Here is a 13,958-nt window from a genome sequence, read left to right as displayed (position 1 = left end):
CAATGTCAGCGATTGGCCCGCAATTTTACGGGATTTTACGCGATCGATCGTGAGGCGATGGTCAGCAGCTGCTCGTCCGGCGGGCGGCGGCCGTGCGAGGCATTCAGCAATTGCCGAACCCGAACCGCAGGGACCGGCCGGCTGAAGAGATAGCCCTGTCCCTCGGTGATCGTACCGTCGGCGCTGATCAGCTCGAGTTGCTCGTTGGTCTCGATGCCCTCGACCACGACCGACATGCCGAGATCGGCGGCCAGCCGCGCCACGCCGCGCAGCAGCGTGAGCGGCCGATCGGTATCGATGCCCTCGAGGAAGGAGCGGTCGATCTTGACCTTCTGCATCGGGAAATTGTGCAGGTAGCTGAGGCTCGAATAGCCGGTGCCGAAATCGTCCAGCGAGATGCGCACGCCGAGCGCGTGCAGCTGCGACAGGACGTCGTGGGTGAGCTGGGTGTTACGCAGCAGCGAGGATTCGGTGATCTCGATCTCCAGGCGATGTGCCGGCAGGCCCGACACTTCGAGCGCGTACCGAATCTCGCTCAGCACGTCGCGCTGGTGGAATTGCTGCGGCGAGAAATTGACGGCGACGCTGACGCCCTCCGGCCACTTCATGCATTCCATGCAGGCGCGACGCAGGATCCAGCGGCCGAGATCGACGATCAGGCCCATGTCCTCGGCGACCGGGATGATGTCGATCGGCGAGACCGTGCCGCGCACCGGATGATTCCAGCGCAGCAGCGCTTCGCAGGTGGTGATCTTGCCGGACTTCAGGTTGACCAGCGGCTGATAGAACAGCTCGAACTCCTCGTTCGCCAGCGCCTTGCGCAGGTCGAGCTCGAGGATGCGGCGGGCCTCGACGGTCGCCGCCATCTCGTCGCGGAAGAAGCAGAAGGTGCCGCGGCCGTCGGCCTTGGCGCGGTAGAGCGCCATGTCGGCGTTCTTGAGCAGCGTGTCGGCGCTGGCGCCGTCGGGCGAGGTCAGCGCGATGCCGACGCTGGCGCCGATCTCGACCAGGTGATTGTCGATGCGATAGCGCTCGCTCAGGCGCTCGACGATGCGGCGGGCGAGGCTCGCGGCGTCCTCGGCCGAGTTGATGTTCTGCTGGAACACGACGAACTCGTCGCCGCCGAAGCGGGCGACGAAATCCTCCGGCCGCAGCATCTCGCGCAGGCGATTGGCGACCGCGCAGAGGAGCTGGTCGCCGCAGGGATGACCAAGCGTGTCGTTGACCTGCTTGAACTGGTCGAGGTCGACGAACAGCAGCGCGGAGAGGCGTTCGGACTGGTGCGGATGGGCGAGCAGCCGTCCGATCTCGTCGCGGAAGGAGACGCGGTTCGGCAGCGCCGTAAGCTCGTCATAACGGGCGAGATGGCTGATGCGGGCTTCCGCATTGGTGCGCTCGGTGATGTCTTCCAGCAGCACGACCGTGCCGCCGCCCACCATCGGCTGGAACGTCCAGGACAGCGTGCGCCCACGCGTGTAATCCGGATCGTTGGTCAGCAGCTCGCGGACCCGTCCCTCCTCGATCTCGCAGAGGATCAGGTTGCCGCTCTCCGTCGAGATCGAACCGCCATTGACGCACGCCGCGATGATTTCGGACGCGTTGGGACGGCCCTCCACGAGATCGTCGGGCAGATTCATCATCTCGCTGAAGCGGTGATTCATGACCGCAAGTTGTCCGTCGACGCCGAACATGCACAGGCCGTGCGGCATATTGTTCAAGGCGGTGTCGAACTGGCCTGCGAGCGCCGCTTCGCGCTCGCGCGCGACAAGCGCCCGCATGAATATCCGGTGCAAATTGGCCGAAATCTGTATGACGGCCACCAGAAAGGCGGCGCACAGGACCGACATCACGACGTAATAGGTCGTGCCGCGCAACGCCAGCGCGATCACTGTCGAACCGAAGCAAAGCGAAGCCTGCAGCTTGTATATCCACTGCCGTCCATAGGCCCTGCCCGCGCCTCCCGCCACGAACCCGGTGGTAGTGGAGAGAGAAATCATATGGGCCACGGCGTCGTCACTGACCAACAACGTGGTGGTGCACCAGATGCCGACCGCGGCGGCCTGGATCATCGCTCCGATCTGATGCCGGTTCTTCCACCGCGCAGCTTCATCGGCGGTCAGCGTCGATTTGCGCATCTGGTAGCGCCGCAAGTCGAACGCCCGAATGGCGCCTGCGACAATGAGAAGCGCAACACACGCCCAGATCGCCGGCTCTCCCGTCTTGAGCGCAGTCGCGGCTGCCGCGATGGCGCCGAAGACAAGACCTGTCAGCAACGGAGCGGGAGTTTCAAACAGCGAATCGATCAGCGCCGCCGAAATCGTCGGCGAGGCCTGCCGTTGGGTCGGCTCTCCGCTGTGGGTTGCAAACTGCATCTGTTTCTGTATGCGCGTCCTGTTCCAGCGCGTACTTTTACCCAGACCAGATGAAGCCTTTCTGAGGGAACATCGTTAAAGTCGAGTTGTTTTTCGGCAATGGCGAAGCCGATTCTGTTGAAATATCATGCAGGTAGGCAAGCGTTGCCGAGCGCAAGGTGAAGGAAAGCTTGCCGTGCGCACGGAACCGCGAAAAATCGGCGCTTTTTTTCGACAAGATCGCGCGTTGCAGCGCTCGATCTCTTCATCGGTCATTGGCCCGCGGTCGCGGAGAGCAGCGGCGACCAGGCCGGATCCGAGGCAAAGCCCGGCGTCGGCACTTTCAGCTCGTTGCGGCCGGAAATGTCGACCGAGAACAGCGACGGTCCGGAGTTGCCGCCGGGATCGCGGAAAAACATCAACACACGGCCGTTCGGCGAGAAAGTCGGGCCTTCGTTGTGGAAGCCGGACGTGAGCAGGCGCTCGCCGGAGCCATCGGGCTTCATGACGCCGATCGAGAACTGGCCGCCGCCCTGCCGGGTGAAGGCGATGTAGTCGCCGCGCGGGGACCACACCGGCGTCGAATAGGTGGCGTTGTTGTCGTCCTTGGAGAACGAGATGCGCTGCGCCTGTCCGCCGCCCGCCGCCATCACATAGATCTGCGACCTGCCGCCGCGATCGGACTCGAAGCAGATGCGGGTGCCATCAGGCGAATAGGACGGCGACGTGTCGATTGCCGGCGTGTCGGTGAGGCGCGTCGTCGAGCGCGAGCGCAGATCCATCACGAACAGGTTGGAATTTCCGCCCTGCTGCAGGCTCATGATGACGCGCTGGCCATCCGGCGAGAAGCGCGGCGCGAAGGTCATGCCGGGGAAGTTGCCGACGATCTCGCGCTGTCCGGTCTCGATGTTGAAGAGGTAGACCTTCGGGTCGCCCTGGCCGAACTCCATATAGGTGATCTCTTGCGAGTTCGGCGAGAAGCGCGGCGTCAGCACGAGGTCAGAGCCGCGGGTCAAATAGCGCACGTTGGCGCCGTCCTGGTCCATCATGGCGAGCCGCTTGACGCGGCGCTCCTTCGGCCCGGACTCGTCGACGAACACGACGCGGCTGTCGAAATAGCCTTTTTCGCCGGTCATCTGGGTGTAGATCTGGTCGGAGATGATGTGGGCGATCCGGCGCCAATATTCCGGCGAGGTGAAATATTGCTGGCCGGCGAGCTGCTGACCGGTGACCACGTCCCACAGGCGGAATTCGGCCTTGAGCCGGCCGTCCTGCTGCCGCGTCATGCGGCCGGTGACGAGGGCCTGCGCGTTCAGGGTCTTCCAGTTCTGGAAATTGGGCGCGACGTCGATGTTGCTGATGCGCTCGATGAAGGCGGCCTGGTCGATCGGCGCAAACAGGCCCGAGCGGCTCAGATTGTTGGTGATGACCTGCGTGACGCCGTTGCTGACATCGCCGTCGGCGGGCGAGCCTGGCACGAAATTGGTGATTGCGATCGGGATCGGACGAAACTCGTCGGATTGGACGACGATCCGCTTTCGGTCCTGCGCTAACGCCTGCCCGCCCCCAAGCAATGCAAGCGTCGACCCTGTCAGGGTCATGAAGCGGCGGCGGTTCATCGAACGAACGTCAATCATCGCAAAATTCTTTTGTTCGGATGTCACAACATGTCTTTCAGGCCGAAAGTCATCGGAATGAGCTTCCAGCTGTCGTATTGCTGCTTTGGCAGGAACGAATAGACCTGACACTGCACGATCGCACGCCTGGCGCTCTCGGCCACCGCCTGGGCGATCGACCGCGACGGCCCTCGCACCGCGACGATGACCGGCTCGGCGGCGAGCGATCCGTCGATCTTCATGGGGATGTCGATGTCGGCTTCGTACAGGTTGGCGTCCTGCCCGTTATAGGTCGGCGTGAAGCAGCGCTTCACCGCGCCCTGGAATGCACCTTGCCAGGTCGCGACGTTGTTTGCCGCTGCCCCCGACGTCGAGCCCAGCGAGGCCGACGCGTTCAACGCCGATCCCGTGAGCTCGTGGCGGGTCACGGCACGCTTGTCGAGATCGCGAGCGATCTGCGCGGGATCGAAGGTGCGCTCCTTGGGCTTCGGCTGCTGCTGCGGCTGGACTGCGGCGACCTTCTGCTCCACGGGCTTGGGCGGCGGCTTCTTGGTCTCCAGCTTCTTCTGGAGCTCCGCAATCGGATCTTCCTTGGCCGGGTCAGGCTTCTTCTCCTGCGGCTTCGGCTCTTCCTTCGGCGTGGTCTCGGCGACCGGCTTCGGCGGCTCGGGCTTCTTCTCGACCGGCTTTTCGACGGGCTTCGGCGGCGGCGTGTCGGGGGTCGAGTTGGTCTTGATCAGCTCTTTCTTCTCGGTGACCTTGCCGACGGAATCTTCCTCGGGCTTGGCCTCGGCGATCTTCTCGACCTTGGGCTTGAGCTCTTCCTTCTTGCCGGTCTTCTGCCCCGACATCATCTGCGCGAGCTGATCGGTGGAGATGATGTCGACCGGAAGCGACTCCTCCGGCACGATGTACGCCTTGCTGCTGAAGGTGAGCAGGCCCCATCCCAGCACGAGGGCGTGGAGGACAATCGACGCAACGAGTGTCTTGTCGACGTTCACCTTCACTGGCCTAGGACCCCTGATCCGCTTCGGTGACGAGCGCCAGCTTCTTGAAGCCCGCACCCGACAGCAGGCCCATGACCTTGGCCACCGTGCCGTAATCCGCCTTCTTGTCGGCGCGCAGATAGATCCGTTCCTCGAGCCCGCCGCGCGCGTCCGTGATCGCCTTCAGCTTCGGGATCAGCTCGTTGATCGGGATCTCGGCGTCGGCGATGAACACCTTGCCGTTGATGTCGACCGACATCTGGATCGGCTTCTGGTCGCTCTGGTCGAGGCTCTTGGCCTGGGTCTGCGGCAGGTCGAGCGGCACGCCGACGGTGAGCAACGGCGCCGACACCATGAAGATGATGAGCAGCACCAGCATCACGTCGACCATCGGCGTGACGTTGATCTCGGCCATGACCGGCTTGCGCCGGCTCCGACGGCCGCCGCCTCCGGACGAACTGGCTACGTTCATGCCCATGGCTTGGTGCCCAATCTCGCCTTCACACTATACATGCCGTCCGTCAGCCCCGCTCGTCGATCTGGCGGGAGAGGATGGCTGAAAATTCATCAGCGAAGCCCTCGAGCCGCTGGGCCTGCCGGTTCACCTCGGACGTGAACTTATTGTAGAAAATAGTGGCAGGAATTGCGGCAATGAGGCCGACCGCGGTCGCAAACAGCGCTTCGGCGATACCGGGCGCCACCACCGCCAGGGAGGTATTTTTCGACGCCGCGATCGACTGGAAGCTCGACATGATGCCCCAGACCGTGCCGAACAGGCCGACGAAGGGGCCGGCCGAGCCGACGGTCGCGAGCACCAGCAGGCGGCGTTCCAGCCGCTCGACCTCGCGGGCGATCGAGACGTTCATGACCTTGTCGATGCGCATCTGCAGGCCGGCGACCGAGCGGGCGTGGCTCTCGAAGGAGCGTTTCCATTCGCGCATCGCCGCGACGAAACAGGCTGCCATGGAATGGGTCGGCTTGGCCGAGAGGGTGCGATAGAGTTCCTCGATCGACTCGCCCGACCAGAACGCCTGCTCGAAGCGGTCCATCGAGCGGCGGGTGCGGGCATACAGGAAGATCTTGTCGATCGCGATGGCCCAGACCCAGACCGAGCAGGACAGCAGGCCCAGCATGACGCATTTCACGATCCAGTGAGCCTGCCAGAACAGCGCGATCAGCGACACGTCGGCGGAGGCGGCAACCGGAAGGGCGGACTGAGCCACGTCGGCCGGATTCATCAGCAGTATCCTCTCAAGACGATCACTTTTGGCGATCGTTACCTATGTCCCGGCCAGCCAAACGACGGCCGGTTCCCCAACAGCCGCGCTAGAACCGGCGCTGCCGGCAAGCCCGCTCAAAGCCTTGTCTTTCTGGGGTACAGGGGCTCGTCCAAAGCCGCCGCCTGCATTCCCTGCCAAGATGTCAAAACTATGGGCCTCGACGACGGCTCCGGGCGCGATTGTCCATAATTACCAGAGCCCGGCGATGGTTAATGGCGGGTTACCGGGGGCGCATTTGGCGACGGAAAAGGGTGGCGGCGCAGGGGGATGGAGGTGCCGGCGACGGGGCATGGTGTCGCGTGGCGTTACCGGGGTAGCAGCTGCGAGCCCAGACCGAGTTCGGTTCCCCCCACCGAATAGGCTCACGCCACCGAGGCTGGCTCTGGGCAGTTGGTCAGCCGCGCCGGATTGCCGACTGCCGTGCATCCGCCGGGGACATCCGATGTCACGACCGCGTCGGCGCCGATCCTGGCGAACTCGCCGATGCTGACATCGCCGAGAATGGTCGCGCCGGCACCGATGAAGACGCCGCGGCCGATGCGCGGCGAACGCGTCGGCAGTTCACTGCCGCGGCCGATGCTGACGTTCTGGAGGATGGTGACCTCGTCGCCGATCACGGCCGCGGCGCCGATGACGATGCCGGTGGCATGGTCGAGATAGACCGCCGATCCGACGTTGGCCGCAGGATGGATGCTGACCTGGAGGACGTTCGAGGCCTCGTTCTGAAACAGCAGCGCCACATCGTGATGGTCATGACGCCAGAGCCAGTGCGAGACGCGCCAGGCCTGCAGCGCGACGTAACCCTTGAAATGCAGCAGCGGCGGCAACAGGCCGGCGATGGCGGGATCACGACGCGTGATGGCCTGCAAATCACGGCCGGCGGCTGCGATCAGATCCGGCTGGGCACGAAGAGCTTTCAAGGAAAATTCGGTGAAGCGTTCGCGCTCGCTGACGCTGCCGCCAAGCCGGCGCCCGATCAGATCGGCGAGAACAGCCGTGAAATCATCGTGTGCCAGGATGGCGCCGGCAACCGTCTTGCCAAAGACGGGATCGGCAACCGCGGCACGCAGCGCCTCGTCGCGAATGCTTTGCCAGAGATCGTCGCCCACCATGATCGCAGCTCGTGCCATCGCCGCCTCCGGTATCTTGATGCTTCCCCATATAGGTCGTGGGCAAGGCGGCGCCAGCGGCACCGCCGACCCGCACATCATGCCGCAGCTTCCCGTGAGGCTACGAGCTTGCATGCCAGACGCCGGCGCCCCTATAGTCCGCCGGATTTTCGGCCGACGCTGCGTCGGCCGGGATGTCCGAGCTTCTCGAGCCCGCGCGGTGGTCCGCCATCCGCGGGTTTTTCGTACCCGGCAGCCTCCTGCGCCGCCGGCACTCATCTCCGCACCCCTCATCCGAGGTTACGCCAAGACATGTCGCCCAACGCGCTCGCCGACGACCAGCACGACGACATCATGTACCCCTCCGCCGTCCCGTTCCTGCTGGTCCATCTCGGCTGCCTTGCAGCGATCTGGTCGGGCGTCACCTGGCAGGCCCTCGCGATCTGCGCGGCGCTGTATGTCGTGCGAATGTTCGGAATCGGAGCCGGCTACCACCGCTATTTCTCCCATCGGGCATTTGCGACCGGCCGGGTGTTTCAGTTCATCCTTGCCTGCCTTGCGCAGAGCAGCGCGCAGAAGAGCGTGTTGTGGTGGGCGGCCAAGCATCGGCACCATCATCTGCATTCCGATACGGAACGCGACGTGCATTCCCCGCGTCAGCGCGGCTTTCTGTACAGCCACCTCGGCTGGATTTTCTACCGAGAGCACGACACGACTGACCTGGTGAAAGTCGGCGATCTCGCGGTCTATCCGGAGCTGATGTGGCTGCATCGGCTCGAGCTGTTGCCGGCCGTGGTGCTTGCGGCGCTCTGCTTTCTGGTTGCGGGATGGCCGGGTCTGGTCGTCGGATTCCTGTGGAGCACGGTGCTGGTCTATCACGCGACCTTCTGCATCAATTCGCTCGCCCATGTGCATGGACGCAAGCGCTACGTCACGGGCGATGATTCCCGCAACAACTGGCTGCTGGCACTGCTCACTCTGGGCGAAGGCTGGCACAACAATCACCACGCCTACCAGAGCAGCGTGCGGCAGGGCTTTTACTGGTGGGAGATCGACGTAACCTATTACACGCTCAAGATCCTGTCCTGGTTCGGCGTCGTCTGGAACATGAAGGCGCCGCCCGAGCTGGTGCTGCGCAACGAACAGCCGCTCGGCGCGCGGGTCATCCATCGCGCGGCCCGCGAACTCGCGGGGCGGTTCGACGCTCACGCGCTCGCGCACGCGCTCTCGTCGGCACTGCACCGGGCCGATCTCGCGCAGCTGCAACTGCCGACCCTGCACGACATCCTCGATCGCGCGCATGACGGCGTCGATGCGCTGACGCATCTGCATCTGCCGAAGATACCGACCCGCGAGGAGTTTCTCAGCGAAGCCAGGGCGATGTTCGCGCGCACGCGATCCCTCAACGAGATCGTCGACCATGCCTACGAGCACTTCCTGACATCGGTTCGCGCGCAGCTCGCGACGGTGCGCTGAAGCGCGCGGGCCATCCTCATCCTGCCGGGACGCGTCCGTCGGGCGCACGTTCCGGCCGGGCTTGCCTGCGCAGGCCGAGCGCATAAAGCCAGCCGCCCGCCGCGACGAGGGCCGGCAGGACGAAGAGCGCGAAATCGCGAAGCAGGATCATGGCGCGAGGCTCGCCTTCGCGAACGAGATTGCCCGGCCGAGTGCGAGCCAGGCGAACCAATAGAGGTAGAGGCTCAGGAAGACTTTCCAGGACTCGCCGACCTGCCAGTGCGGGTAGAGCTCGACTTGCGTCGGCCATCTATTGAGAAACGCCACCGCCATCGGAATCAGGCCGCCGAACCGCCCGAACAGCGCCGTCGCGCGTTCGAGCGCGCGATGCGCCGGTTGATCTGGTAGTGTTCGGCGTTGGTCATGGTCGGACCCGTTGGCGCGCGGGAGGCGCCGTCGCGGTTTAGTCGCGCCGCGCGCGGATCGGGTTCTATCGTGCCGAGGGATGGCTGTGGACGACACCGCAGAGCTGTCGGCCGCAGCTGCGGAAATGGCAATCGACAGCGCCCGCGCAGCCGCCATAGACGAAACTGAGATAGCCCAGCACCGCAAAAGCGGTCATGCCGAGCAAGAGGCGCGTGGTGAGGTCCATGGGCTTTTGTGCCTACGAACCGTGCGCCGGTTCGGAGGACTCGATCCTCTTCCCCCCAAAACCAAACCGCCCGCCTGCGGGATGCGCAGGCGGGCGGCTCGGGGCCATCAGGACTTTGGGGGCATGCGCCTGAAGGCTTTGAGAAGTGTCAGCCCTGCTGCTGGTCGGTCGGCGGCGGGGTCGGACGCGTCTTGTGCTGCGCCATGAACTGGTCGAACTCTTCCTTGTCCTTGGCGTGGCGCAGACGGTCGAGGAAGTTCTTGAACTCGACCTGCTCTTCCTCGAGCCGGCGCAGCGTTTCGGTGCGGTACTCGTCGAAGGCGCGGTTGCCGGAGGACGGCGGACCGAAGCCAAAGCCGCCGAAGCCGCGGCGCTCCATGCGGTCGCGCATGCGGTCCATCTTGTACTGCATCCGCTCCATCTTGTTCTGCCAGCGATCCGAGTTGCTCCAGCACGACATTCTTCTGCTCCCGAGTGTGAAAAAGAGAAGGGCGAGTCCGATCGGCCACCAGATGATGAAGCCGAGAATGGTCACGGCAATCCAGCCAGGATGCCAGGGCGTATCGAGCATGTGGGGCCGCTCGTACTGTTGGTGTTGGTCCGAGGGGCCGCGCCAGCGATTGACATCAGCGGTGTAGGCCATTTCCCTTCTCCATCACGGCATCAGCGCCGTTGTGAATGTAAATAACATTTACATAGCTAGACCATCGCGCGATTTTGTCAAGCCGGCGGCCTGAGGGGCCTGCGGAATTATTTGCGCAACTTTATTTCGGCTTGCCCCAGGGCCCGCCAGGAGGCACTCCGGAACCGGAGGGTGCCTCCGGCGGGATCGGCGGTGGCTCGGCGCTGTTCGCCTGCGGCCGGCGGTCGGTGGGGAAGCCGAGGCCGCGCAGATAGATCAGCACCTCGGCCTCGAGCAGCTCGTCCGGCGACATCGGCAGCTTGCGGCGTGCGGCATCGCCACGCGAGAACAGCGAGGCGACGCCATGCGCCATCGTCCAGATGTGCAGCGCCATCATCATCGCCGGCGGACGCGGCGTGCCCGGCGGGGCGAGCGCCGCGAGACGCTCCGCGGCGGCGCGAATGACGTTGAAAGCGCGCTCGCTGGCGGCCTGCAGCGCCGGATTGGCATCGACGGGAAGGCCCGATTCGAACATCGCGTTGTAGAAGGCGGGCTCCTCGCGAGCGAACGCGAGATAGGCCCGGCCGACGCGCTCGAATGCCGTGACGGTATCGGGGCGGCCGTCGTCCCAGGCCGCAGTGAGCCTCTGCTCGAACTGCTCAAAACCGCGCTGCGCGATCGAGGACAACAGTTCGTCGCGATCGCGGAAATGCCGGTAAGGTGCCGCCGCACTGACACCGGCCATGCGCGCGGCATCGGCGAAGGTGAAGCCGGCCGCACCCTTCTCGGCGATCAGCCCGAGGGCGGCCTGCAGAAGGGCTTCCTTCAGATTGCCGTGGTGATAGCCGCGCTCGGCGCGGCGCTGCTCCTTGCGCCAGCTCATGTGAACGACCTTTACATGAGCGGCGCGTGAAGGTCACTAGCGGCAACGGGTTTTGGTGAACCCGTACTTCCACGTGTCGGACGTTCCGATCGGCTCCTAGCCGCCCGGGATCGGCAGCACCGGCATGATCTCGACGCGCTCGCCGGGGAAGATCGCGAAATGCGGATGGTTCTCGAACATCTTGGCGGCCGCCTCGTGCGAAGTGGCGCGAACCACCGTGAAAGCGCCCATCTCGTTGGCGATGTCGACGACACCCTTGGCATCGACCTTCTTGGTCTTGCCCAGCGGGCCGCCCATGGCCTGGATCGCCCCCTGGTGCTTCTCGACCCACCCCTTCCAGGCGGCGATGCCCTCGATCTCCTTCGCCTTGCGCTCGGCGTCGGACATCGCATTCCATGCGGCCCATTTCGGACTGTTCTTGCTACCGAGGAAGACGGCAAGATAGGTGTCGTTGCTCATCGGTGGTTTCTCCCTTGCTAGCTCTTCAGGTCCTCGAAACCGGCAGCAGCGGCCTGCACGTCGGGCGGAAAATCGGACATTTCCTGCACCTGGCGGATCTCGATGATCTCATTGGCCGAGGCCGGGCATTGCCTGGCCCAGGCGATCGCCTCCTCGCGCGAGCCGACCTCGATCATCCAGTAGCCGCCCAGCACTTCCTTGGCCTCCGCGAAGGGCCCGTCGGTCACGACGGGCACACCGGTCGAAAACGAGACGCGCGCGCCCATCGACGGCGGATGCAGGCCGTCCAGCGTGATCAGCACGCCGGCGTCCTTCAATGCCTCATTGTAGCGCATCATCGCGGCAACGCGTTCGGGATCGAGTTGGACGTCCGCCGGCGCAGTCTCATAGCCGAGCGGGATCATCAGCATCATGAATCGCATGCGGTTCCTCACTCAGGCGGGCCTTCTGGCCCGCGCTCACTTCCAAGACGAACGAACCGCTGCAAGGCCGACACGACCGAGGAAATTATTTCGGAAGTCATTGCGAGGCGCGCCGGCAGCGTGTGGGAACCTCCGCAAGACGAAGCAGTCGCGGCAGCGCCGGCAATCTGTCGCAGCCCACGCCATGCGCCGAACGGGAATATTTTTCGGAACGGCTCAGTAAAACTACGGCCAGCTCGTATGAATTGCACAGTGCTTATGAAGCCAGAAAGCTCGCCAACTGAACGACATCGACATCACACGTGGAAATACGGAGCTAACTCAGGTTTATGCACGGGTTTACAGTTGCTCAACAAGACCATGCAACTTTTCCGCTAATGCGGCGATACGGTGATCCCGCCGATCCGCCGCCAGATCATTGCGGAGCATCACGTGTTCAATTTCCAGAACAAGAAAGTCAGGCACGCCGTCGCAGAGGTCGAGGCGCTCGACCGGTCGCAGGCGGTGATCGAGTTCAGTCTCGACGGCACCATCGTCACCGCAAACGAGAACTTCCTGAAGGCGATGGGCTATTCGCTCAGCGAGATCAAGGGCAGGCATCACGGCATTTTCGTCGATCCGGCCGAGCGCGAGAGCGCCGTCTATCGCGAGTTCTGGGCGCGGCTCAATCGCGGGGAGTGCCAGGCTGCGCAATACAAGCGCTTCGCCAAGGGGGGCCAGCCCGTTTGGATTCAGGCCTCCTACAATCCGATCATTGACAAGAACGGCAAGCCGACTGGCGTCATCAAGCTCGCCACCGACATCACGGCCGAGAAGATCAAGGCGATGGAAGATTCCGGCAAGATCGCCGCCATCAACCGCGCCCAGGCCGTGATCGAGTTCCAGACGGACGGCACCATCATCACCGCCAACGAGAATTTTCTCGGTGCGATGGGCTATACGCTGGACGAGATCAAGGGCAAGCACCACAGCATGTTCGTGACGCCGGAGGACCGCGCCGGCGCGGCCTATGGCGCGCTGTGGGCCAAGCTGAACCGCGGCGAGTTCGAGGCTGCCGAGTTCAAGCGGATCGCCAAGGGCGGCCGCGAGATCTGGATTCTCGCGAGCTACAATCCGATCCTCGACGAGAGCGGCAAGCCGTTCAAGGTGGTGAAGTTCGCGACCGACATAACCGCCCAGAAGATGAAGTCCGCCGACAATGACGGGCAACTCGCCGCGATCCAGAAGTCGCAGGCGGTGATCGAGTTCAACATGGACGGCACGATCCGCACCGCGAACGAGAATTTCCTCAAGGCGATGGGCTATTCGCTCGCCGAGATCAAGGGCCAGCATCACGGCATGTTCGTCGACCCGAACGAGAAGAACTCGGCCGCCTACCGCCAGTTCTGGGAGACCCTCAATCGCGGCGAATACCAGGCCGCCGAATACAAGCGGATCGCCAAGGGCGGCCGCGAGATCTGGATCCAGGCGTCCTACAACCCGATCTTCGACCTCAACGGCAAGCCCTACAAGGTGGTGAAATACGCCACCGACATCACAGCGCAGGCGATCGGCCGCAAGAAGGCCGAGGCCGCGCGGGGACTGATCGAGGCTGTCGCGGCGGGCAGCGAAGAAATGAGTGCGTCGATCCGCGAGATTTCCGAAACCATGGCGAAGTCGCGCGAGAATTCCAAGACTGCGGCGACGAGGGTCGAATCCGCCGACAGCCAGGCGCAGAAATTGGCGACCGCGGCGCAAGCCATGAGTGGCATCGTCGAAATGATCTCCGGCATCACCAGCCAGATCAATCTGCTCGCGCTCAACGCCACGATCGAATCCGCCCGTGCCGGCGAAGCCGGCCGCGGCTTCGCGGTGGTCGCCTCGGAGGTGAAGAATCTCGCCAATCAGGCCAAGCAGGCGACGGACACGATCACCTCCGAAATCGACGCGCTGAACGTGATCTCGGGCGACGTCGCGAACTCGCTGACCGCGATCAAGGCCGCGATCGCCGGCGTCAACGAGTTCATCGCCACCACCGCCGCCGCGGTCGAGGAACAGAGCGCCGTGACCGCGGACATGTCGGCGAACATGCAGCGCGCAGCGGCGGAGCTGTCCTAGGCGTTCCTCCACGGAACCATTCGACT

Annotated in this window: 15 protein-coding genes; 2 read left to right on the top strand and 13 right to left on the bottom strand. The window is 64.0% G+C overall.

The window, feature by feature from the left end; genetic code table 11:
* Window positions 1-35: 35 nt before the first annotated feature.
* The 6 genes from QY049_RS16085 to QY049_RS16060 form a co-directional block, all read right to left on the bottom strand.
* Complete coding sequence (locus tag QY049_RS16085) at window positions 36-2,372, bottom strand: bifunctional diguanylate cyclase/phosphodiesterase (RefSeq protein WP_258765163.1); 2,337 nt, start codon at window positions 2,370-2,372, stop codon at window positions 36-38.
* Between the two features lie 251 nt (window positions 2,373-2,623).
* Entirely contained in the window at window positions 2,624-3,970 is a 1,347-nt protein-coding gene (gene tolB, locus QY049_RS16080) for a Tol-Pal system beta propeller repeat protein TolB (protein ID WP_301269852.1), read from the bottom strand.
* Between the two features lie 41 nt (window positions 3,971-4,011).
* Window positions 4,012-4,974, bottom strand: a complete 963-nt coding sequence (locus QY049_RS16075) for a protein TolA (RefSeq protein WP_301269584.1) — start codon at window positions 4,972-4,974, stop codon at window positions 4,012-4,014.
* 4 nt (window positions 4,975-4,978) lie between these two features.
* Window positions 4,979-5,431 (bottom strand): protein TolR, encoded by a 453-nt coding sequence (gene tolR, locus QY049_RS16070; RefSeq protein WP_194479626.1) that lies wholly within the window; start codon window positions 5,429-5,431, stop codon window positions 4,979-4,981.
* Window positions 5,432-5,474: 43 nt separating this feature from the next.
* Window positions 5,475-6,191: a protein TolQ gene (tolQ, locus tag QY049_RS16065; RefSeq protein WP_027532430.1), complete on the bottom strand. Its 717-nt coding sequence runs from the start codon at window positions 6,189-6,191 to the stop codon at window positions 5,475-5,477.
* A 404-nt stretch (window positions 6,192-6,595) separates the two neighbouring features.
* Complete coding sequence (locus tag QY049_RS16060; RefSeq protein WP_301269583.1) at window positions 6,596-7,363, bottom strand: serine acetyltransferase; 768 nt, start codon at window positions 7,361-7,363, stop codon at window positions 6,596-6,598.
* A gap of 291 nt (window positions 7,364-7,654) precedes the next feature.
* On the opposite strand from QY049_RS16060, the gene QY049_RS16055 reads away from it, so the two are divergent.
* On the top strand, window positions 7,655-8,818 hold the full coding sequence (locus QY049_RS16055; protein WP_301269582.1) for an acyl-CoA desaturase: 1,164 nt from the start codon (window positions 7,655-7,657) through the stop codon (window positions 8,816-8,818).
* A gap of 16 nt (window positions 8,819-8,834) precedes the next feature.
* Here the strand turns inward: QY049_RS16055 and QY049_RS16050 are convergent, their stop codons facing one another.
* The 7 genes from QY049_RS16050 to QY049_RS16020 form a co-directional block, all read right to left on the bottom strand.
* On the bottom strand, window positions 8,835-8,969 hold the full coding sequence (locus QY049_RS16050) for a hypothetical protein (RefSeq protein ID WP_301269581.1): 135 nt from the start codon (window positions 8,967-8,969) through the stop codon (window positions 8,835-8,837).
* A complete protein-coding gene (locus QY049_RS16045) occupies window positions 8,966-9,130 on the bottom strand; it encodes a hypothetical protein (RefSeq protein WP_301269580.1) in 165 nt (54 codons plus the stop codon). The genes QY049_RS16050 and QY049_RS16045 overlap by 4 nt, the downstream gene beginning before the upstream one ends.
* A 157-nt stretch (window positions 9,131-9,287) precedes the next feature.
* Complete coding sequence (locus QY049_RS16040; protein WP_301269579.1) at window positions 9,288-9,449, bottom strand: hypothetical protein; 162 nt, start codon at window positions 9,447-9,449, stop codon at window positions 9,288-9,290.
* A gap of 148 nt (window positions 9,450-9,597) precedes the next feature.
* Entirely contained in the window at window positions 9,598-10,092 is a 495-nt protein-coding gene (locus QY049_RS16035) for a DUF2852 domain-containing protein (RefSeq protein ID WP_194479621.1), read from the bottom strand.
* Window positions 10,093-10,213: 121 nt separating this feature from the next.
* On the bottom strand, window positions 10,214-10,954 hold the full coding sequence (locus QY049_RS16030; RefSeq protein ID WP_194479620.1) for a TetR/AcrR family transcriptional regulator: 741 nt from the start codon (window positions 10,952-10,954) through the stop codon (window positions 10,214-10,216).
* 96 nt (window positions 10,955-11,050) lie between these two features.
* Entirely contained in the window at window positions 11,051-11,413 is a 363-nt protein-coding gene (locus QY049_RS16025) for a hypothetical protein (protein WP_258765154.1), read from the bottom strand.
* Window positions 11,414-11,430: 17 nt separating this feature from the next.
* Window positions 11,431-11,835, bottom strand: a complete 405-nt coding sequence (locus tag QY049_RS16020) for a YciI family protein (RefSeq protein ID WP_258765153.1) — start codon at window positions 11,833-11,835, stop codon at window positions 11,431-11,433.
* A gap of 432 nt (window positions 11,836-12,267) precedes the next feature.
* Between QY049_RS16020 and QY049_RS16015 the strand changes: the two genes are divergently transcribed.
* Complete coding sequence (locus QY049_RS16015) at window positions 12,268-13,932, top strand: PAS domain-containing methyl-accepting chemotaxis protein (RefSeq protein WP_301269851.1); 1,665 nt, start codon at window positions 12,268-12,270, stop codon at window positions 13,930-13,932.
* Window positions 13,933-13,958: the final 26 nt, after the last annotated feature.

This window comes from Bradyrhizobium sp. WYCCWR 13022 (genome assembly GCF_030435535.1).
GTDB lineage: Bacteria > Pseudomonadota > Alphaproteobacteria > Rhizobiales > Xanthobacteraceae > Bradyrhizobium.
Note: the sequence above shows the minus strand (reverse complement) of the source record. Positions and strands in the feature narration are given on the sequence as shown.

What these genes read in the sequence shown, in the direction of transcription:
- tolQ (WP_027532430.1), bottom strand. Translation starts at nt 6,191, where the DNA reads ATGAATCCGGCCGACGTGGCTCAGTCCGCCCTTCCGGTTGCCGCCTCC.
- QY049_RS16045 (WP_301269580.1), bottom strand. Translation starts at nt 9,130, where the DNA reads ATGGCGGTGGCGTTTCTCAATAGATGGCCGACGCAAGTCGAGCTCTAC.
- QY049_RS16020 (WP_258765153.1), bottom strand. Translation starts at nt 11,835, where the DNA reads ATGCGATTCATGATGCTGATGATCCCGCTCGGCTATGAGACTGCGCCG.
- QY049_RS16055 (WP_301269582.1), top strand. Translation starts at nt 7,655, where the DNA reads ATGTCGCCCAACGCGCTCGCCGACGACCAGCACGACGACATCATGTAC.
- QY049_RS16040 (WP_301269579.1), bottom strand. Translation starts at nt 9,449, where the DNA reads ATGGACCTCACCACGCGCCTCTTGCTCGGCATGACCGCTTTTGCGGTG.
- QY049_RS16035 (WP_194479621.1), bottom strand. Translation starts at nt 10,092, where the DNA reads ATGGCCTACACCGCTGATGTCAATCGCTGGCGCGGCCCCTCGGACCAA.
- QY049_RS16025 (WP_258765154.1), bottom strand. Translation starts at nt 11,413, where the DNA reads ATGAGCAACGACACCTATCTTGCCGTCTTCCTCGGTAGCAAGAACAGT.
- QY049_RS16085 (WP_258765163.1), bottom strand. Translation starts at nt 2,372, where the DNA reads ATGCAGTTTGCAACCCACAGCGGAGAGCCGACCCAACGGCAGGCCTCG.
- tolR (WP_194479626.1), bottom strand. Translation starts at nt 5,431, where the DNA reads ATGGGCATGAACGTAGCCAGTTCGTCCGGAGGCGGCGGCCGTCGGAGC.
- QY049_RS16030 (WP_194479620.1), bottom strand. Translation starts at nt 10,954, where the DNA reads ATGAGCTGGCGCAAGGAGCAGCGCCGCGCCGAGCGCGGCTATCACCAC.
- tolB (WP_301269852.1), bottom strand. Translation starts at nt 3,970, where the DNA reads ATGAACCGCCGCCGCTTCATGACCCTGACAGGGTCGACGCTTGCATTG.
- QY049_RS16050 (WP_301269581.1), bottom strand. Translation starts at nt 8,969, where the DNA reads ATGATCCTGCTTCGCGATTTCGCGCTCTTCGTCCTGCCGGCCCTCGTC.
- QY049_RS16060 (WP_301269583.1), bottom strand. Translation starts at nt 7,363, where the DNA reads ATGGCACGAGCTGCGATCATGGTGGGCGACGATCTCTGGCAAAGCATT.